At 61.9% G+C, this 20865-nt stretch carries 15 protein-coding genes and 2 pseudogenes; 5 read left to right on the forward strand and 12 right to left on the reverse strand.

The window, feature by feature from the left end:
• Positions 1-40: 40 nt before the first annotated feature.
• The 3 genes from STHERM_RS10245 to mnmA are packed head-to-tail and all read left to right on the forward strand — an operon-like array spanning position 41 to position 3200.
• Positions 41-805, forward strand: coding sequence for a hypothetical protein (locus STHERM_RS10245; RefSeq protein ID WP_013314821.1), 765 nt, complete (start codon positions 41-43; stop codon positions 803-805).
• Between the two features lie 13 nt (positions 806-818).
• Positions 819-2045 carry a GTPase HflX gene (hflX, locus tag STHERM_RS10250; RefSeq protein ID WP_013314822.1) on the forward strand — a complete coding sequence of 409 codons (1227 nt, stop codon included), beginning with the start codon at positions 819-821 and terminating at the stop codon, positions 2043-2045.
• Between the two features lie 24 nt (positions 2046-2069).
• Positions 2070-3200: a tRNA 2-thiouridine(34) synthase MnmA gene (gene mnmA, locus STHERM_RS10255; protein WP_081439523.1), complete on the forward strand. Its 1131-nt coding sequence runs from the start codon at positions 2070-2072 to the stop codon at positions 3198-3200.
• A 15-nt stretch (positions 3201-3215) separates the two neighbouring features.
• Here the strand turns inward: mnmA and araD are convergent, their stop codons facing one another.
• The 8 genes from araD to STHERM_RS10295 form a co-directional block, all read right to left on the reverse strand.
• Positions 3216-3920 carry an L-ribulose-5-phosphate 4-epimerase AraD gene (gene araD, locus STHERM_RS10260; protein WP_013314824.1) on the reverse strand — a complete coding sequence of 235 codons (705 nt, stop codon included), beginning with the start codon at positions 3918-3920 and terminating at the stop codon, positions 3216-3218.
• Positions 3920-5425 carry an L-arabinose isomerase gene (gene araA / locus STHERM_RS10265; protein WP_013314825.1) on the reverse strand — a complete coding sequence of 502 codons (1506 nt, stop codon included), beginning with the start codon at positions 5423-5425 and terminating at the stop codon, positions 3920-3922. Before araA ends, araD begins: the two co-directional genes overlap by 1 nt.
• Complete coding sequence (locus STHERM_RS10270; RefSeq protein ID WP_013314826.1) at positions 5422-7116, reverse strand: ribulokinase; 1695 nt, start codon at positions 7114-7116, stop codon at positions 5422-5424. Before STHERM_RS10270 ends, araA begins: the two co-directional genes overlap by 4 nt.
• Positions 7106-8620 (reverse strand): sugar ABC transporter ATP-binding protein, encoded by a 1515-nt coding sequence (locus STHERM_RS10275; RefSeq protein ID WP_013314827.1) that lies wholly within the window; start codon positions 8618-8620, stop codon positions 7106-7108. The genes STHERM_RS10270 and STHERM_RS10275 overlap by 11 nt, the downstream gene beginning before the upstream one ends.
• A complete protein-coding gene (locus tag STHERM_RS10280) occupies positions 8617-9588 on the reverse strand; it encodes an ABC transporter permease (RefSeq protein ID WP_013314828.1) in 972 nt (323 codons plus the stop codon). The genes STHERM_RS10275 and STHERM_RS10280 overlap by 4 nt, the downstream gene beginning before the upstream one ends.
• A gap of 73 nt (positions 9589-9661) precedes the next feature.
• The gene (locus tag STHERM_RS10285; protein WP_013314829.1) at positions 9662-10618 is read right to left on the reverse strand and encodes a sugar-binding protein; all 957 of its coding nucleotides are present in this window, start codon (positions 10616-10618) and stop codon (positions 9662-9664) included.
• A 63-nt stretch (positions 10619-10681) separates the two neighbouring features.
• A complete protein-coding gene (locus STHERM_RS10290) occupies positions 10682-11806 on the reverse strand; it encodes a LacI family DNA-binding transcriptional regulator (protein ID WP_237223274.1) in 1125 nt (374 codons plus the stop codon).
• A 70-nt stretch (positions 11807-11876) separates the two neighbouring features.
• Positions 11877-14153, reverse strand: a complete 2277-nt coding sequence (locus STHERM_RS10295) for a DUF5060 domain-containing protein (protein ID WP_013314831.1) — start codon at positions 14151-14153, stop codon at positions 11877-11879.
• Between the two features lie 113 nt (positions 14154-14266).
• Between STHERM_RS10295 and STHERM_RS10300 the strand changes: the two genes are divergently transcribed.
• Both STHERM_RS10300 and STHERM_RS10305 read left to right on the forward strand, forming a co-directional pair.
• Positions 14267-15061 carry a dihydroorotate dehydrogenase electron transfer subunit gene (locus tag STHERM_RS10300; RefSeq protein WP_013314832.1) on the forward strand — a complete coding sequence of 265 codons (795 nt, stop codon included), beginning with the start codon at positions 14267-14269 and terminating at the stop codon, positions 15059-15061.
• Positions 15046-15957 (forward strand): dihydroorotate dehydrogenase, encoded by a 912-nt coding sequence (locus STHERM_RS10305; RefSeq protein WP_013314833.1) that lies wholly within the window; start codon positions 15046-15048, stop codon positions 15955-15957. Before STHERM_RS10300 ends, STHERM_RS10305 begins: the two co-directional genes overlap by 16 nt.
• On the opposite strand, the gene STHERM_RS10310 is transcribed toward STHERM_RS10305, so the two are convergent.
• The 4 genes and pseudogenes from STHERM_RS10310 to STHERM_RS10320 all read right to left on the reverse strand — a co-directional run.
• Positions 15914-16630: an endonuclease III domain-containing protein gene (locus STHERM_RS10310; RefSeq protein WP_013314834.1), complete on the reverse strand. Its 717-nt coding sequence runs from the start codon at positions 16628-16630 to the stop codon at positions 15914-15916. The two genes, STHERM_RS10305 and STHERM_RS10310, sit on opposite strands and share 44 nt — an antisense overlap.
• A 96-nt stretch (positions 16631-16726) precedes the next feature.
• Positions 16727-18352 (reverse strand): cellulase family glycosylhydrolase, encoded by a 1626-nt coding sequence (locus STHERM_RS10315; protein WP_013314835.1) that lies wholly within the window; start codon positions 18350-18352, stop codon positions 16727-16729.
• 68 nt (positions 18353-18420) lie between these two features.
• Positions 18421-18786: pseudogene (locus STHERM_RS12760) on the reverse strand (endoglucanase); the annotation flags it as partial.
• A 327-nt stretch (positions 18787-19113) separates the two neighbouring features.
• Positions 19114-20838 (reverse strand): annotated as a pseudogene (locus STHERM_RS10320) (glycoside hydrolase family 9 protein); the annotation flags it as partial.
• Positions 20839-20865 lie beyond the last annotated feature (27 nt).

Consider the following 20865-nt stretch of genomic DNA (forward strand, 5'->3'; position numbering starts at 1 on the left):
GATCTACACTTTTCAACAGCCACAAGAAAAAGGAGCGAGCATGGTACGGTACTACCTTTCCATCTTCCCCACGGAGGGACTCATCGCATCACAGCTTTCACCCGAGGACTTCGGGGCCTACATGGCCACCGGGACGAGGAAAGGGGCCTACGAGGGGATCATGTTCATCGAAGTAGAAGGCGGGTTCGGCAGCTTCTTCGATTGGGAGTACGCGCGAACGCGCTGTGTCCCCCATCCAGACGGGGAACCAAAGCACTCGGTGTACCTGGGGGTCTACAGAGTGCTCGAGCACATCCCCCTCGAAAACCTGAAGGAGCTCTACCTCACCACCCGTGATGGTCGCACCCTCAAGCTGGAACAGGCTCCCTATCGCCCCGGTGCACCCCGGTCGTACTACCTCTACCAGGAGCTCTGTCCCATCACCCCCCTGGTGGTGAGCTCCCTTCCCCCTCGAGATTTCGCCGCCAAGATCTCCGACGGCTCGAGCAAGATCTACGTCCCCACCATCGCCTTCGCAGACATCAAGACCATCGACTTCGACCACCCCGAGGAGACCGGGAACATAGGGGCGATCTACGACCGAAATATCGAACACCTCGAGGACTGTATCAGGACCGTGGTGGAGAACAAAGAGAAACCCACCAAGACCATCGAACGGTCCCACATCGGGTCGTTCTCCTACCAGATCATCAACACCGGAGTCTACGTAGGGAACAAGGACGGGATCGTCTTCTACCCCATGAAATCGATGGACGAGCTGCGCCGCCACCACTACGACTGGGCGAAATCGGCTCTCATCATCTAGGAATGGAGGCACGATGTACGACACGGGGCAAGAGGCCCCACGCTGCATCCTCGTAGGACGCAAAACCGGAAGGGAGGAGACATCCTCCCTTCCGGAGCTCTCCCTCCTCGTGGAAGAACTCGGCTATATCCCGGAGACGATCCTCTCCTTCCCTCTCCGAACACCAGAGAGGAAGTTCCTCTTCGGGCCCGGGCAGGCAGAGGTGGTAGCACGGGAGGCCCGTATGCGAGGGATCGAGCTCGTGGTCTTCGACGAGGACCTCACCCCGGCGCAACAGCGCAACTGGGAACACCTGGTGAAGAGCCGGGTGATGGATCGCACCGAGGTGATCATCGAGATATTCTCCCGCCATGCCCGGACCAAGCAGGCCCAGCTTCAGACAGAGAAGGCCCGTCTCGAGTATCTCCTCCCACGACTGAGGGGGGCCTGGTCACACCTCGACCGACAACGGGGCGGTGCCCGAGGTACGAGGGGTGAGGGTGAGCGTCAGATCGAACTCGACAGACGGATGATCCTCTCCAGACTCGCGAGGATACGAAGGGAGATGGAGGCCATAGAGCGCCACCAGACCACCACCCGTTCCCGGCGTCTCGAGGCAGGCATCCCCCGCGTCTCGCTCGTGGGCTACACCAATGCAGGGAAATCCTCCCTCTTCACCCGCCTCACCGGCCAAGCCGTGCGTATACAGGACCGACCGTTCGTCACCCTGGACACCACCACCCGGACGTGCCTGATCCCGGGATGGGGGCGGGTGGTGGTGAGCGACACCGTGGGTTTCATCCAACATCTGCCCCACACCCTGGTCGATGCCTTCCACGCTACCCTCGAGGAGGTGCGCGACGCCCACCTCCTCCTCGAGGTGGTCGACCTGTCGAGCCCGAACCTCCTCCTCCACCTCTCCACCACCGAGGAGGTCCTCACCGAGATAGGAGCCCACCACATCCCACGAATCAGGGTCTACAACAAGGCCGATCGATCCTCCCCCCACCCCCTCCTTCCCCCTTCGGATCATCCGGAGATCCTCGTCTCCGCAAAGACCGGGGAGGGGATCGAGGGACTCCTCTCCCTCATCGTCCGGGAGATGGAACGCCACTACCCCATAGAAACCCTGGAGCTTCCTTATCACAGGCTGGGGGAATCCCACGAAGTCCTCTCCCGCGCCGTCATCATCCATCAGGAATACACCGATGTGGGACTCTTCGTGAGGTACGCCCCCTCCGTCCCATCTGTTCATGAGTAAAAAGATGAGGTATATTTCCCAATCATGATCCACACAAGTGAGCATCACACACCGTTTCAGGATATTCGTGACACACGGAGACCCCGGCGTCTTGTAGTGGCGATGAGCGGGGGGGTCGACTCCTCCGTGACCGCCCACCTCCTCCTCTCGGCGGGGATAGAGGTGGTGGGCCTCACCTTCATCCGCGTGAACACCCCTGCAGAGGTGGACCACGAGGGTTTTTCCGAAGAGGCGAGGGCCGCCCGGGAGGTGGCCTCACACCTGGGGATCGAACACCACGTGCTCAACCTCCACGACCTGTACACCTCGCGGGTACTTCGGCGTGCATGGGAGGAATACCGGTCGGGGCGCACCCCCAACCCCTGCGTGCTCTGCAACCGCACCCTCAAATTCGGACATCTGGTACGATACGCACGGGAGGTGCTGCGCGCGGACGGCATCGCCACCGGTCACTATGCCCGCATCTACGTCGACGCGGAGGGAGGCGTCCATCTCATGAGGGGGAAGGCCGGAACCAAGGAGCAGAGCTACTTCCTCGCCCAGACGAGACCAGAGGATCTGCGGCACGCCTACTTCCCCCTCGGAGACCAGACCAAGGACGAGATACGGACCTACGCCCGGCACCATGGCATCCCTACGGCCGAGAGGCCGGAGAGCCAGGACGTGTGCTTCAACACCACGGGCCTCAGGTTCGGGGAGTTCCTTGAGGAGTTCTTCGAGGAAGGGGGAGAGCCCGGCCCCATCCTCGACGAACGGGGCAACGTCCTGGGGCGCCACAGAGGGATCCACGTCTTCACCATAGGCCAGCGGAGAGGGCTCGGGGTTGCGCTCGGCCGCCCGGTCTACGTGAAGGCCATAGATCCCGAACGGAACGCGGTGATCGTCACGGACCGGGAGGAGGCCCTCCTCCATCGGGTGGTGGAGGCCGCAGGGGTGAACTGGTTCGCACCGCCTCCATCGGGTCCGGTGGAGGTGCTCGCCCAGATCCGATACGCCCATCGCGCGGCGCCGGCCGTACTCACCCATGAGGGGGACCGGATCCGGGTGAGGTTTCACGAACCCCAGCGCGCCGTCACCCCGGGCCAGCTCCTCGCGGCCTACGTGGGCGACGAGGTCCTCTGCAGCGGGTTCATCATGCAGACGGAGGAGGGGTGATCCTCTCCCAGCCCATCAGGAACCCTGCCCGTAGTAGGCGTGAGGCCCGTGCTTCCGCTCCCAGTGCTTCCGGGCGATGTAGGAGGGGAGGGAGGAGGCCTCCGGATTGATCCCCCTCGTCCACAGGGCCATCTTGCATATCTCCTCGAGGATCACCGCGTGCCGGACCGATTCCTCAGGGCTGCTCCCCCAGGTGAAAGGGCCGTGGCCCGCGACAAGTACCATGGGGGTATGGAGAGGTTGAACCCCCCGTGCCTTGAAGGTCCGGACGATGAGTCGTCCCGTCTCCTCCTCGTAGGCCTCCTGCACCTCGCCCTCGCTCAGATAGGGGGTACACGGCACCGGCCCCACACAGTGATCCGCGTGGGTGGTACCGTAGAGCGGCACATCTTCACCCGCCTGGGCCCAGGAGACGGAGAAAGGAGCGTGGGTGTGGGTCACGCCCCTCAGGCCGGGGAACTCACGGTAAAGCACGAGATGCGTGGGCGTATCCGAGGAGGGCTTGAGCGATCCCCACACCTTCTCTCCCTCGAGGGAGACCACCACGATGTCCTCGGGAGTGAGCGCATCGTAGGGCACCCCGGACGGTTTGATGGCCACCACGCCTGCATCGGGGTCATAGCCTGAGACATTCCCCCACGTGAACAGCGCGAGCTTGTGCTCCGAGAGGAGAAGGTTGGCCTTCCACACCTCCCTTCTCAGTTCCTCATAAGAGTTCATCATCCCCCCTGGTTCATTGAGGTGAGTGACCAGTACACCTCGTTCCACCTGAGCTCCCGTTTGAAGGTCTCGAGATCGTCGAGCCTTTCGTCGATGAGCACGTACTCCAGGCCCATCATCTCCGCCCAGTCCTCAAGATACTCCCTGGTGATGGACGTGGAAAACACGGTGTGATGTGCGCCTCCGGCGAGGATCCATGCCCCGGCCGCCGTGAGGAAGTCGGGTTTCGGACGCCAGAGCACGCGTGCCACCGGGAGCTTCGGCATGGGCTGAGGGATAGGAATGGATTCCACCTCGTTGATGAGGAGGCGGAACCTGTTGCCCAGGTCGATGAGGGAGGCGTTGAGCGCAGGGCCAGGAGCCGCCTCAAAGACGAGTCGCGCCGGATCGGCCTTCCCCCCGATGGAGAGCGGGTGCACCTCTATCCTGGGCGTGCGCCCGGCGATCGAGGGGCACACCTCCAGCATGTGGGCCCCCAGCACCGCTTCCTTTCCCGACTCGAGGTGATACGTGTAGTCCTCCATGAACGAGGTTCCGCCGGGAAGGCCGGTCGACATGACCTTCACCGCCCTCACCAGGGCGGCCGTCTTCCAGTCTCCTTCCGCACCGAAACCGTACCCATCCTCCATGAGGCGCTGCACGGCGAGCCCCGGGAGCTGGGGGAGTCCGTGCAGGTCCTCGAAGGTGGTGGTGAAGGCGATCCCCCTGTGCTCCTCGAGGAACCTCCTGAGGGCGCATTCGATCCGCGCCTGCTCGCGTATGGAGGCCAGGGCGCCCTCGTCCTCGGGGAACTCATACCGCTCCCTGTAGGCAGCGAGCGTCCTCTCCACCTCGCCCTCCGGGATCTCCTGGAGGAGCCTCGCGAGTTCCCCCACCCCCCATCCGTTCACGGACCATCCGAACCTGATCTGCGCCGCCACCTTGTCGCCCTCGGTGACGGCCACCTCACGCATGTTGTCTCCGAAACGGACCACCTGTCCCTCCCGACCGTCCGCCACCGCGCAGGCCACACGCATCCACACCCCGATCCGCTCCCTCACGTGGGGGGCCTCCCAGTGGCCCACCACCACCTTTCGTGGAAGCCGCATCCGCGCGTGGAGGAAACCGTGCTCCCTGTCTCCATGCGCCGACTGGTTGAGATTCATGAAGTCCATGTCGATGGCATCCCACGGGATGTCACGATTGAACTGGGTGTGGAGGTGGAGGAGCGGTTTCCTGTTGATGGAGAGGCCGCCCACCCACATCTTGGACGGGGAGAAGGTGTGCATCCACGTGATCACTCCGGCACACGAGGGATCGACGTTCGCCTCTTCGAATACCCGACGTATCTCGTCGGGACTCTTCAACACCGGTTTCCATTCGATGGGACACGGCAGGAGTGAATCGGCGTTGAGCCCCTCTACCATCCGCTTCGCGTGCTCGTCGACCTTCTCGAGTGTCTCCATGCCATAGAGGTACTGACTGCCGGTGAGGAACCAGAAACGATACCTGGAAAGGTCTATCATGACTCCCTCCCTTCTTCGGGATAAGTGGTAAACTCGGACTCCACGAAACGCCCGAGCATCCGGTACTTCTCATATCGAGGGCCGTACAGATCTGCCTTGCTCTTGTCCGGCACGTACGTGCGTTCCACGGGGGGCACCATGGCCTCCTGCGCCTCCTCCACCGAGGAGAAGACGCCCGCAGCCACTGCGCCGAACAACCCCGCCCCGATCGCCACGGTTTGATCGTTGGCGAGCACGTCGATCGGCGCTCCGAGCACATCCGCCATCATCTGCATGACGAGGGGGGATTTCCTCGCCACCCCGCCGATCCCCACGATGTTCTCGATCTCCACCCCTTCTTCCCTGAAGCGGTCCACGATGGCCTTCGAACCGAACACCGTCCCCTCTATGAGGATCCTGTAGAACAGGGCGGCATCCACGCCAAGATCCAGACCGGCCACCGCGCCGGTGAGGAGTTGGTTCGCGTAGGGGGTCCTGCGCCCGTTGAACCAGTCGATGGCCACCGGATCCTCGGGATGAAGATCGAGGGCTGCGGCGGCCGCCTCGAGATCGACGAGAAGGGACTCCTCGATCCTGCTGAGGGCATCCCGGGAGAGCACACCTTTATCCGCATATACCTGGAGAGGCCAGAGGAGCATCCTCTTGAACCAGGCGTAGACATCACCGAAGGCACTCTGTCCCGCCTCGTATCCGATGAGCCCGGGAATCACCGACCCGTCCACTTGTCCGCAAATCCCTCCCACGGCGTGTTCCGGACCCTCGGGTCGGGGCCCCACGGTGATGTCGCACGTGCTCGTCCCCACCACCTTCACCAGAACCCCCGGCCTCACCCCCGCCCCCGCTGCACCCATATGCGCATCGTAGGCACCCACCGCGACCGCGATACCGGGCCTGAGGCCGAGCCGCTTCGCCCATTCGGGAGTGAGCTCGCCCGCCTTCACATCGCTCGTCCATGTCTCCGTCCCCAGGGTCTCTCTGATCCGGGAAAGCTCGGGGTGGAACAGGGAGAGGAACTCGGCCGAGGGATAGCCGCCCCACTCCCTGTGCCACATGGCCTTGTGCCCCATGGCACACCGGCTCCGCTTCACCGAGGCGGCCTCCTCCACACCGGTAAGGAGGGCGGGCATCCAGTCGCAGTGTTCGATGAAGGTGTAGGCCTCCCTCATGATCCGCTCGTTCGTCCGGAAGACGTGGAGGATCTTCGCCCAGAACCACTCCGCGGAGTAGATCCCGCCTATGAACTTCGTGTAGTCCGGCCCTCCCCACGTCCCCGCCTTCTTCGTGATCTCCACCGCCTCGAACGCCGCGGTGTGATCCTTCCAGAGTATGAACATCGCATCAGGATCCTCCGCGAAGGAGGGATCCAGGGCGAGCGGCCTGCCTTTCTCGTCACACGCGCAGGGGGTGGACCCCGTGGTATCGATGCCGATCCCCACCACCCGGTCTCCCGCGCCGGATCCCGCCTTCTCCACCGCACCCCTCACCGCCTCCTCCATCGCCTCGACGTAGTCGAGGGGGTGTTGACGGAACCGGTTCTCCCGGGGATTGCAGAAGGCCCCCTCCTTCCAACGCCGGTAGTAGGCGACATGGGACCCCACCTCCCTGCCGTTCGAGAGGTCGATGAGCACCGCCCGACAGGAGTCGGTACCGAAATCCATCCCCAGGACGAGATCGCCGTTGCTACCTGTCATGTACTTCCTCCCTTCCTCGGAGTATCGTGTTCATGATGTCCTCCTGAGAGAGGCTCCCGTCGTTCTCCAGGACGCCTCTCACCCTCCCTTCGTGCATCACGAGCACCCTGTCGGAGAGGGCGAGTATCTCGGGGAGCTCGGACGAGATGAGCATGATGGACACCCCGTTGTCCGCGAGCTCGGTGATGATCCTGTGCACCTCCGCCTTTGCATTCACGTCAATCCCCCGGGTGGGCTCGTCGAGGATGAGGATGAGGGGTTCGGCGGCGAGGCAACGGGCGATCACCACCTTCTGCTGGTTCCCGCCCGAGAGATTCTTCACCCTCTGGGAAGGTCCCGAAGTCTTGACCTGGAGAAGATCGATGTACCGCCTGCACAGCTCGTCTTCCTTCTTCCGGTTGATCACGTGGAGGAACTCCGAGAGCCTGTCGAGCACACTGATACTCATGTTCTCACGGACGGACATCTCGAGGATGAGGGACTTGTTCTTCCTGTCCTCCGAAAGATAGACCAGACCGCGCGAGACCGCATCGGCGGGGGAAGGGATCTCCACCCTTTCGCCGTTGAGTCGGATCGTGCCGGCAGTGGGACGAACGGCCCCGATCAGCAGGAGCGCCGTCTCGGTACGTCCCGCTCCGATCAGTCCGGCCACCCCGAGGATCTCCCCTCTCCTCAGGGTGAAGCCCACATCCTCGATGTACGGCGGTCCGGAGAGTCCCTCCACCTCGAGCACCACCTCTTCCTGCGGCTTCTTCCGCCGGTGCGAGAAGAAGTCGGAGAGTTCCCTCCCGACCATGAGACGGACCAGGGACTCCTCGGTGGCCTCACGGGTGGGCGTCTCCCCCACCCGTTCACCATCCCTGAGCACCACGACCCGATCCGTGATGGCGAGCACCTCCTCCAGCTTGTGGGAGATGAAGATCACCGAGATCCCCTGTTCCTTGAGATCCCTTATCACCTGGAACAGCTTGGCGATCTCCTTCTCGGTGAGGGCCGAGGTGGGTTCGTCCATGATGAGCACCCTCACCTTCATGAGAAGGGCCTTCGCGATCTCCACCATCTGCTGGAGGGCCACCGAGAGTTCGCCCACCGGCCTGTCGAGAGGAATGTCCACGTCGAGGTAGGAGAATATCCCCCGGGCCTCCTCCCTCATCTTCCGGTAGTCGAGAAACAGACCTCTGGAGACCTCCCTCCCGAGAAAGAGGTTGTCGAGCACACTCGTGTTGGGGCAGAGGTTGAACTCCTGGAAGATGATGGAGATACCCTGTCGCTGCGCATCGAACACGCTCTGGAACTGAACGGGCCTTCCCTCCCACAGTATCTCCCCCTCGTCGGGTGCGTACACACCGCTCAAGATCTTCATGAGCGTGGACTTGCCCGCACCGTTCTCACCCAGGAGACCCACCACCTCTCCCGGATGGATCTCGAGGTCCACACCCTTGAGGGCCTGAACCCCGGGAAACGATTTCTTTATCCCACGAAGGGAAACGACCGGACGGCTCATGCAGCCCTCCTGTTCTTGATCCTGTCGAGCACCGCGGCGAGCACGATGATGATACCGATGATCGCGGTCTGCCAGTAGGGAGACACCTTCATGAGCACGAGCCCGTTGCGGATCACTCCCATGATCGCCGCACCGATGAGCACCCCGAGCACGGTGCCGCTCCCGCCCGAGAGGGAGGTACCACCTATCACCGCCGCGGCGATGGCGTCGAGCTCCCATCCGGTACCGGTGTCGGGCTGAGCCGAATTGAAACGGGCCACCAGGATCACGCCCACCACGGCAGCGGCGAGCCCCGAGATCATGTAAATGGCAAGCTTTATCTTTTTCACCCTCACCCCGGAGAGAAAGGCCGCTTCCTCGTTTCCTCCGATTGCGTAGAGCCGTCTCCCGAAGGAGGTGTACTGGAGCACGAAGTGAGCCACCACCGCAAGGACGATCATGACCCACACGGGGATCGGGATGCCGAGGAAATCACCCTGACCCACGACGAGAAAGGGCTTCGGTATCTCGGTGATGGGCCACCCCTTGGTGAGGATGAGGATGGTCCCCCTGGCGAACGAGAGCATACCCAGGGTCACGATGAAGGGGGCGATCCCCACATACGAGATGAGCACCCCGTTTATGAGACCGAGGAGCACACCGCTCGCGAGGCCCACGAGCACGCTCAACCAGATGGGCAAGCCCATGGCCATGGCCCCCGCGGCGATGATGCCGGACAACCCCATGATCGAGCCCACGGAAAGGTCGATCCCTGCGCTCAGTATCACGAAGAGTTCACCCATGGCCACGATGGCCACGAAGGATATCTGGCGGAACACCAGATAGAGGTTGCTCCCGGTGAGGAACGTAGGGGCGAAGAACCAGATCCCCGCCATGAGAAGGATGAGGGCGAGAAAGATGGCTGACTCCCTCAAGGCGAACACCCTCCGCACGATCCCTGTACGACTCTCCACGAGCGTCTCTTTCATTCATTCCTCCTCAACTAAAGGTAAAGGGGGTTCCACCCCACCGTTGGGGCGGAACCCTCGAGGCGCCGTCGCCTCACTGCGCGGCGAATTCCTTTCTCATCTCTTCCATGTAGGTATCCACGTTCTCCTTGGTGACGAACAGGACACCGGTGTCGATCACCTTGGGGATCTCCTCCCCCTTGAGAGCCTTGAGAAGCATCTCCACCGAGAGCCATCCCATCTTGTAGGTCTTCTGCACCACACAGAAGGCCACCGAACCGTCTCTGATCCCTTCCAGGGTATCCTTGAGGTCGTCGAACCCTCCGAGGATGATCTTACCCGCCTTACCCTGCTGCTTGAGCACGCTCGCGGCTGCAGGGGCACCCTCGGCCGATACCGCGAAGATGGCCTTCAGGTTCGGGTAGGCCTGGAGCACCGCCTCGGTCTTGTTCACGGCCACGGCGAAGTCTCCCTGCACGTCCACCACATCGAGCACCTTGATGTTGGGAGCCACCTCGACAATGGCACGCTTGAAGCCCTTGGTCCTGAGGTTGAGGTTGGTGGCGCCCAGTCCGCCCTGGAGGATGATGATCTCACCCTCGCCGCCCATGAGCTCGGCCATCTTCTTCCCTGCTTCGTAGCCGGCGCTCTCGTTGTCCGTGCCGATGTAGGTGAGGGCTGCACTGGAAGGAGCAGGGGCATCGAAGGTGATGACCTTGATCCCCGCCTTGGTGGCCTCGTCGATCACCGGTACGAGCCCCTTGTCGTCGAGCGCGGAGATGGCGATCCCATCCACTTTACGTGCGATGAGATCTTCGATAACCTTCACCTGAAGAGGAAGCTCGAACTTCTGGGGGTCCACCTTCTCGGCTATGACGCCATACTTCTCGGCAGCGTCCTTAAAGCCCTCGAAGCACGGCTCATAGTAGGGGTGGACTCCTTTCGTCACCATCACGAGGACGGGTTTCCCCGACTCCTCCTGTCCACCACGGGCGAAGGCCATCCCGGTGACGAGCACGAGGAGCATCAAGACACCAAGAATCCTTTTCATATTCCCTCCTCACAAGGGATAAAATATTGTGACGCCCAACGGGCGTATCGCTCACATCTCGAGTCATTCCGATGCAAAAGCCAACCCTTCATACTCGAGATCGGGCACCGCTCCTGCCGGAAGGTTCTCTTTCATGTAGATATGGAGGGGCACGGGGATCGATGCGGGCACGTGCTGCTGAAGGACCACCTTCCGGTAGAGCTGGTACACGGCCTGGTATCCCTGATAGGCAGGCCGCTGAGAGATGAGCGCGTCTATCTTCCCCTCCCGAAGAAGCCGTTCGTTCTCCGGAACGAGATCGTATCCCACGATGGGAACGTGGCGGCCCCCGCTCCTGTTCACCACCTCCGCCACGCGGTGCACCGAGGCATTGGCCACGAAGATCCCCCTCGGGTCGGGGATCTCCTCGAACAACGTCGTGAGAAAGGCCTCCCGCGTCCTCTTGTGGTCGAGGTCTTCACAGGTACGCACCAGGATCCTGAAATCCCTCCCCTTCGCTTGCCAGAACGTCTGGAAGCCCTCGATCCTCCTCCTGATGTGGAAATCCTCTCCATGGGGACCTATCACACAGTAGGTCCCCGGCCGACCCATCCCGAACAGATAGAGGAGCTTTCCCGCAAGGAAACCTCCCGCAAACGGGTCCTGCATGATCGAGGTGAGAGGACGCACATGGGGGATGGTGGCATCGAAGAACACGAACGGAAGGTGAGAGGGAAGGCGTTGGAGAAGGGCGAGGGAATCGGCAGGACGGACGGGCGCGAGGAGGAGCCCGTCGCACCCTTCGAAGGGGATGGTCTCGGCGGCCTTGGAGAAGGAGGATCCGCTGTAACGATCGTATTCGACGAACCGCACCTGGATTCCGAACGGTCCCAGTTCCTCCGCCGCCCGATGCACCCCTTTACAGATGAGCCTCCAATAGCCTGAGTCCTCGTCCTTCCGGGGGAGGAAGACGTAGAAGAGATACCCCTTCCTCCGCTTGAGGTGGCGTGCGATGGGATTGGGTGTGTACCCGAGCTCCTCGATGAGGGCCTCTACACGCTTCCGCGTCTCGGGCGCAACCCTCCCGCGATTGTGGAGCACCCGATCGACGGTCCCTATGGAGACTCCCGCCCGCCGCGCGATCTCGCGGATCGTCACCCGACCCTGCTCCTCGGGTGCTCTCTGTTGGTCCTCTGCGTTATCGTACACGCACACCAGTATACACCCACTCTTCCCTGTTGTCAAACTTTTTTTCACGCGACCGTGAAAACCACCAGCATCACTCCACCCGCCTCACCTTTCCTGCAAGGTGTTGCGTGAACTCAGGCACGACCACTTCCAGGACATCATCCGAGGCCGAGGCCTCATCTTCCCCTATCAGCTCTCCGGTCCGCGGATCGTACCACTCCACCCGATAGCCTCCCGGCCCCAAGGGAAGGCGGAGTACCGTGGATGGGAGCGGCTCCCACGTCACGTTCTCAAGCCCCACTCCCATGGCCTTGGAGACGAGGCCCTCGAAGGAGAACGTCCGGTCCTTGATCCAGATCCACACCTCCCCGTCCCTCGTGAGCATGTGGATCTGGTAGGGGCCCAGGTACTCCACCTCGTGGGGCTCCATCCCCTCGAGGGTCTCGCCTTCGAGAAATCGCGAGATCCCCCGGTAGAGAGGAAAGAGATCGTGGTGCTCCAGATAGAGGTCCCACCACCACAGCATCCCGCTACCGGCGGCACCGGAGAAGATACCTCCCCACAGACCGTCCAGCCAGTGGATCCCCTCCGGATCAGGCACGTCTCCCGATATGCCGAACTCTCCGAAGAGATAGGGTTTGTCGGTCTTCTCCCTCGCCCTCAGCACCCTTCCCACCATGTAGGGAGCCCACTCCTGGAGCCCATACCGGTGCTCCTGTACGACATCCATGGAGTACCACAGGGGATCCCCCGCATCCACCGGTACGCTGTAACTGGTGGTCACGAGGTGTCGTCCCAGATCCTCTCTCCTGATGTACTCCGCCACCTCCTCCAGCCAGCGCGGAAAGGCCTCATTCTGCAAGATCCCGGTGGCGAGATCTGTCTCGTTCCATATCTCCCATGCGAATATGTGGGTGCTGTATCCCCATCGGGCGATGATGTACCGGAGCCGTCGAGAGAAATACTTCCATGCCTCGGCATCGCTCACGAACGCTCCCGGGCTCTCGAGCGGTCCACCGAGCGTACTGCTGTAGGGGTTCTCGGACCACTCGGGGTTCGTACTCGTACTGAAGGCACCGTGGTTGAGGAGACAGAGCATCACGTAGATATCGTTCTCTTCTGCGAGTCGCAGCACCCGATCGAGCTCCCAGGCCTGACGCTGCCTCCGATGATAATTTCCCAGACCCGTGTCACTCCACTCGATCCCGAACCCCCAGCTCGGCATCCAGACTCGGGCGAAGTTCGCGCCATAGCGGGCCATCTCGGAGAACCAGACATCGTAAGCGGCGATGCCTCGGTGATCGTACCAGGCCACATTGGAACCGACGGGGATGTAGGGCGTCCCATCCTGGAAGGAGAAGTATCGCGGATCCCTTTTGGAGCGTCCCACATACCCCTTTCCGGGAGCGGGGGCCTGAAAGGGTGGAAGCGGCTTCCGGGATTCCTGACCCCGATAGTTGACCCGAACGTACCCGACCCATGTCCCCTCTTCCGGGGCTATGAAGCGCACTCTGAACTCGCCCGGACCAGCCATGCGGAGCAAGGTACCGAAGGACCTCCTGATGCTGCGAAAAGGCACATAGTAGAACCCCGCCACCCGGTACGAATCTCCTCCCGGCGAGACGAATACCGCCTCCACGTCCACCTCATCGGGGTCATAGGGGTTATCCGGTATCACCCCTAAAGGAATCGAGAGCTCCACGAGCGGGTCCTCAGGAGAAGGGGTGTGGACGACCCTGACCTCCGAGAGGAGTTCCCTCCCATCGGAGTCCCCTCCGACGAGAAACGTCCAGGGGGGAGGCTCGTCGCTCCTCGCACTCGCAATCCCCTCGAGCAACACGGTGCCTGCAGGGTTCTCGAGGCCGCCGATCCTCACTCCCAGCGCTTCCACGCTCGAAAGGGGGTTACTCCCCTCAGGAAGCTCCATTCCCGGAACGAAGAGTTCGCCCCACAGGTCGAACACCACCAGGTGGGTTCCGGACTCGAGGCTCTTCCCCGGGGTCTCCCACACCCTTCCTCCCTCATACAAGACCAGCGAGACCATGAGCCGCGCCTCGATACGGCTCTCCAACCTGAGGGCAAGCGCCTCACAGGAGGAGAAATCCGCCCCTCCGAGCAGAAGCCTCGGTTCAACGAATCCCTCGCCCTGCTGGGCGAACGACACGGCGAGTCCCCCTCCTTCGGCACGGAGGGATGCCTCCTCCACCCCGCCTGATCGTACGAGTTCCCACCGGGCGACGTCTATCCAGGACTCCTCGGCCAGCAGTCCCTCAGGCCACTTCCCGCCCCCTGACGGGCTCACACAGGAGGAGAGTATCAACGATCCCAGACAAATGAGCGCAACACCCCATCCCACCGAGCGATACATGGGAACCTCCATGAATAGAAATCGGTTTCCAAGAAATATACCCTTTTCCTCCTCCCTTCCTCAACCCCCCTCCCTTGGAGGAAGCATCGTTCTCCTCTATACTCAGGAAAGGTATGAACCACCCTCTTCACACAGCATATACCTCGGTTGAGATACTGGGGCAGCGGGAGATCGCCCGGGGCTACTATCTCCTCGAGTTCTCGTATCCTTCCACCGCACCGGCACCGAACCCCGGCCAGTTCTTCACCATGCGGATAGGCAACGGCCCGGTGCCCCTCCTGAGGAGACCGTTCGCCTTCTCCTCGTACACCGACGGCAAGGCGGCGTGCATCTACCAGCGGAGGGGCCGGGCCACCACGATGCTCACCACCTACCGTCCGGGCGACGTGCTGGACATCATCGCCCCTCTGGGGAGGCCCTTCCCCCTCGAGGCCCCTTCCCCACACCCACCCGTCCTCGTCTCTGGGGGCATCGGGATAGGTCCCATCCTCTTCCTCTCGAGGGTCCTCGAGGCACAGGGGAGACCTCACCTGCTCCTCCTCGGGGCCCGGAGCGCCGACCTCCTCCCGCCACACCGGCCCGGCCCCCGGACGGAGCTCGTCCTCTGCACCGACGACGGGAGCACGGGCTTCCATGGCACCACGGTGGACTACCTCTCCTCCGCGGAAAGGCTCGTCCCGAACACAGTGGTCTATGCCTGCGGGCCTACCCCCATGCTCAAGGCCCTCGCACGGCTGGCGGAGGCCGCAGGTGCGCAGCTGTGGGTCTCGGTCGAGCAGACCATGGCGTGCGGGGTGGGGGCCTGCCTCTCGTGCGTGGTGCCCACCACGGGGAGCACCCGCTACGCCCGGGTGTGCACCGAAGGCCCTGTCTTCGACGCAAAGGAGATCGCATGGACCTCTCTGTGAAGATAGGCGGGAAGGCCCTTCCCAACCCGGTGGGGGCTGCCTCAGGCACCATCGGGTATGGGAGTGAGTACGAGGCACTCGTGGACTATCGCACCCTCGGCGCCCTCTACACCAAGGCCATCACCCGCGAGCCGAGGGAGGGCAACCCCATCCCCCGCATCGTGGAGACCACGGCCGGCCTGCTCAATTCCATAGGGCTCGCCAACGTGGGCATGGAGCGGTTTGTCACCGAGAAGTGGCCTTACCTCAAGACCCTCCCCTGCCCGGTCATCGGCAACATTGCGGGGAGCGATCCGGAGGAATATGCGGAGGTCGTCTCGTTCCTCGAGGCCCACACCGATCTCTGGGGGTATGAGATCAACATCTCATGTCCCAACGTGAAGAAGGGGGGCATCACCATAGGGACCGATCCCACCACCGTGGAGCGCCTCACCCGGACCCTGAGGGACCTCACCACCAAGCCCCTCATCGTGAAGCTCACCCCCAACGTCACCGACATCGCCGAGATCGCCCGGGCCGCCGAGGCCGGAGGGGCCGACGCCCTCTCGTGCATCAACACCGTGGTGGGAATGGCGATCGACATCAGGAAGAAACGGCCCGTCATCCCACAGAAGACGGCCGGACTCTCCGGGCCTGCCATAAAACCCATCGGGGTGGCCGCGGTCTATCGGGTGCGCACCGCGGTACGGATCCCCATCATCGGGATCGGGGGCATCATGGAGCCCGAGGACGCCATCGAATACCTCCTGGCCGGCGCCACCGCGGTCCAGGTGGGCACGGCCCTCTTCGTGGACCCCCGCACCCCCTCTCGCATCCTCAAGGGGATCACCTCCTACATGGCGCAGGAGGGGTTCACCTCGCTCGAGGACTTCCACCGCTTCTGGCCGCAGTGGTAGGCCCGTCTCCTTCACCGCCCCGCCCTTCCTCACCCTTCAGGGCAACCCCACACCTCGGACAGAACGGTGCGAGCCTGCAGGAGGCGCACGCAGGTCTCCTCGCAGTGCAGACCGCCCGGCCGTGGCGGTTGACCCGCATGGAGAAGGGGTACTGCTTCTCGGGAGGAATCCACGAGGCCAGGTCCCGCTCGATCCGCTCAGGGCTATGCTCCTCGGTGAGGCCGAGCCTCCTCACCACGCGGCCGAAGTGGGTGTCCACGATGATCGCAGGTCTTCCATAGATGGTGCCCCTGATCACGTTCGCGCTCTTCCTCCCTACACCGGGCAGAAGGAGCAGATCCTCCATCCGCTCAGGCACGCGTCCTCCCCACCGCTCATGCACGAGCCGCGCGGTCTCCTTTATGTTTCGGGCCTTCATCCGGAAGAAGCCCACACTTCTCACGAGGGCTTCGATCTCCTCCACCGGTGCCTCGGCGAGATCCCCGGGAGTGGGAAATCGTGCGAAAAGCTCCGGAAGGATGAGATTCACCTGCCTGTCCGTGGACTGAGCCGAGAGGATCACCCCCACGAGGAGCTGGAAAGGCTCGGCGAACGAGATGAAGGAAGAGGTGTCGGGATACTCCTCCTCGAGTATCCCATAGAGGCGCTCGAACCGCTTTCGTCTCTCGTGCATACTTAACTGTTATAGTAAAGATCCTGAATGCACACAAGCGCAAGAAAAGGAGGGGGCGTACGCCCCCTCCGCCTCTTTTCTCTAAGAGTCCCCGCCTCACTTTATCTCCACATGTCCCCACGAGACGCCGCTCTTGTAGTGGATGTACCAGTAGCCGTCCGAGGCAGCAGGGATCTGGTGTTGTGCCACCCACACGTTGGTATAGTCCGTCCCGTTAATCTCCAGCAGATCCAGGTTCCACGAGTTGACGTACCTGCTCCAGTCGTTCGGATCCGTGGAGAACTGGTCGGTCTTCCAGTAGTACTCACCAGCCCCATCGTAGCTGAAGGGAAGCGCGATCTCGGTGTACTCCCCGGAAGGTGTGGGAGTGGCGGTGGGGGTCGGAGTCGGCGTGGGAGTGGGGGTCGGTGTGGGAGTGGGCGTCGCTGTGGGAGTTGGTGTGGGAGTTGGAGTAGGCGTCGGCGTAGGAGTGGGTGTGGGCGTGGGAGTAGGTGTCGGCGTGCCGGTGGGCGTGGGTGTGGCCGTAGGCTGCGGCGGATTGGCCAGATAGGGCCTGATGAGGTTGTACTTCGCCTCGTTCACCGTCACCCAGTCGTCCTTGAGGATCCCCCCTGTATCCCCAGAGTTGGGATTCCAGGACCAAAACGTCCACGATGCCTTGTCCCCCACATAGGCCATGAAGGTCGTGAACCACTGGTAGGCCACCGAGGAGGGATCAGCCGCAGACGCCTCTTTGATGCCGAACTCCCCTATGAGCACAGGGGCGATGTTCTCCTTGTAGATGAACCAGAAGTGCTCATCCCAGATCGCAGGCATGTTGTCAGGAAAGGTAGGATCGCTGAACCAGGACTGGTTGTAGACCTCGGGTCCATACTCATGAGGGGAGTAGATGAGGTTCTCCGCAGGGATGGAGGTGATGGGATAGTCCCTCACGCCTTTGAGATTGCCGCCCCACCAGTAGGTATCGCCCTGATACTCCTCTACCCCTTCCACGATGATGTAGAGATTCGGGTTCTCCGCGAGGATGGCCGCAGCACACCGCTCGGCAGCTGCCTTCCAGTCGGTATCGCCGTACTCGGGGAGGGTGTATCCCCACGTAGCCGGCGGCTTCATCCCGGTCCCAGTGTTCCCGTGCGGCTCGTTGTTGAGATCGGCCCCTATCACATTGGGGTAGTTCTTATACCGACGCACCATCATCACCCAGTCCGAGATCCACCTCTCCTCAGGATACTCGTCGGTATACCAGAGGGTTTCGTTCATATAGCCATCAGCGGCACGGGAGTGGTTGTCGAGGATCACGTAGAGGCCGAGACGGTTGGCCTCCTCTATGATCTTGTCAAGGACCTCAAGGGAGGAAAGCCCTTCGAGATCCAGGTTGAGTCCCTGCTCCCCGGTGTAGGGATCCACACCCGAGGGATTAATCTGAATGCTGTTCGGTGCCTTGTCTATCATCTCGTTGGCCCACGGGATTCTGATACAGTTGAACCCGAGATCCGCTATCTGCTTGAGCATGGACTTGTAATCCCTGGCCCAGAGCCCGTGCACCACATGGTTGCCGGTCTCGAACCCGAACCAGTTCACGCCGGTGAGTCTCCCTACCCGGAGCTCCGTAGCCCGTGCGGCCGTCCCTCCCTTCCCCGACACATCGAGGAACGGAAGCGAACACCCCAGCGTGATGAGGAACACCAAAAGGCTAAGAAGGATCGTCCGTAGGTATTTCATCGCAACCCTCCATACATGGACATATAAGAGGGGGCGGTGGGGACCACCACCCCCTCGGGGTCAAACCTCTACTTTATCTCCACGTGGCTCCACGGATAGGAGCCCTTGTAGTGGATGTACCAGTACCCGTCCGAGGCAGGCGTGATCTGGTGTTGTGCCACCCACACGTTGGTATAGTCCGTCCCGTTAATCTCCAGCAGATCCAGGTTCCACGAGTTGACGTACCTGCTCCAGTCGTTCGGATCCGTGGAGAACTGGTCGGTCTTCCAGTAGTACTCACCCGCCCCATCGTAGGTGAAGGGAAGGGCGATCGCGGTGTACTCACCGGAAGGTGTGGGACTCGGCGTGGGAGTCGGAGTAGTCGTCGGAGTGGGCGTGGGAGTAGGTGTCGGCGTAGGAGTTGGTGTGGGTGTGGGAGTCGGAGTAGGAGTTGATGTGGGTGTGGGAGTCGGAGTAGGCGTCGGAGTCGGTGTGGGAGTGGGCGTCGGTGTCGGCGTGCTGGTGGGCGTGGGTGTGGGAGTAGGCTGGGACCCATCAGGCTCCACGCCGAAGATGAGGGTGGTGCCGTCGTAGACCGGGATATTGGGCGTCTTGGTGATCTCGCTTGAACTCTGAGGAAGTCCCTGGTAGGAAGGATCATTCGTCGGATCCCAGAAGCTGGTCCCGCTGGGAGCGGAGATCCTCAACTGGACTTCACCCGCATACTCGCTCTGCCCACCGGGATAGATCTGCGTCCCGTCGTTGAACTTCACCTCGACATAGTAGATATCTCCGCTGTAGTGCACCGGCCCTGTGATGGTAGCGGGAAATTCCACATAGTTGGTGCTGATGGTGATATCGTCCACGGTGTACCCTGCTGCAAAGACCTCGGAGAGATCGATGTAGTACCTGAAGCGCAGGTCTTCGATCACCCTTGCAGGCCATGCCGACCTGTTGTTCACCAGGACCTTCACCTCGGTGTAGTTGCTCCCTGAAGCATTGAGGCAGGCCTCGGTGAAGAACTCATCATCTTCGTAGTGGGTACGCGGCTCAGGCGGCGGGAAGTCTGCGAGCGGCTGCCCACCGTAGAGCTGGTACATCTTTGCGAGGGCTCCGACGAACCCCGCGTTGTAGTCGCACGCCACCTCGTTCGTCTGGTAATTGCTTATGTCGTCGGTGTAGTTCCCGCTCTGATCCGGCCCACCCACGAGCGCCCCGTAGAGGATGTGCCTATGATAGGGAGGAACACTCTGGCTGTCGGCCCACGAACCGTGGGAGGTTCTGTGGTGAGGATGCTGAGGCGCATTCTCGCCGAATCCTACCACATAGCTCCCGTTCCGTTCGTTCATACCGAGGGCGTAGTTGATCTGTTTCTCGGCAAACTCACGATACACCTGTGCCTTCTGAGGATCTGCGCCCGACCAGTCGGAATACACAAAGGCGAGGAAGGCCGCCGTAGTGGCGTATCGCAAACTCCCCCACTGATCGAGCCAGGCAAGACCACCGGGAGTGTACCCCTTGGCACCGTCCACCCACCAGTCGAGGTGCATGTGGATGAAATCGATGTACTCCTGTTTTCCTGTGAGCTTTGCGAGGAGGAGGAGTCCGCCGTAGTGGACATCGTCCCAGCAGTGACCCCACTGATACTCGATATCCTCGGTCTGACCTTGTCGGTTGAGGAGGGGTACGTAGCTCTCAGCCTTGGTGAGGTATGTACTATCACCCGTGGCGATGTAGAGCCAGATCGCAGCCCACATGAGCTCGTCGATGGGACCGCTCCAGGAATTGTAGTAACCCGAAGCTGCGGTATAGTTGTCGTCGTTCCTGTCCTCGTCCGCGCGCGCAAAGAGCTGCTCCGCCTTCTGGAGATACACAGTATCGCCGAAGATGTAGTAACCGAGGGCCAGGGCAGCCGCAGTCTGCGCCATCACCGCAGAGAGGCCGTGGCTCGCAGAGTAGGCCGGACGGTTCCCCGCCTGCTGTTCGAGGTGGATCACCTCGACCGGACCCCACCAGCTGTGATCGTTCCCGCCGTCTCCGATCTGGTAGATGTAGGTGTTCCCATCCCAGCAGTTGGCCAGGTAGTCGAGGGTGAACTTCACGTTCCGCTTGAGGATCTCCAGCTGGCCCGCATCGGCAAGGGCATCGGCGTACTCATAGATGGCCCACTGGAGCATGCTCGCGGTGTAGGCCATGGGAAGGTTGAACTTCACGTGGTCACCGGCATCGTACCAGCCACCGAGTACCGCATCCTGCATGGTGGCATCGCCGCGCCACTCTACGCGGTTCCACTCGGGAAGGGGACCGGCCTGCTGGGCCTCATAGAAGTAGATGGCCTTCTGGAGCGCCTCTCCATAGTTGAAGTGGCCTCCCGCTTGGGCTACCCCTCGGGAGACAGCCTTTGCACCTTTCACCTCTCCTTCAGGAGAGAAAAAGGCACACGAGGCGAGCAGGAGTACTCCCCCCGTAAGGAGGAGACCCAAAAATCTAAAAAATCTCTGCTTCATATAAAACCTCCAAAATCTCTACTTTGC

Origin of the sequence: Spirochaeta thermophila DSM 6192, from assembly GCF_000147075.1 — a bacterium.
Lineage (GTDB): Bacteria > Spirochaetota > Spirochaetia > Winmispirales > Winmispiraceae > Winmispira > Winmispira thermophila_A.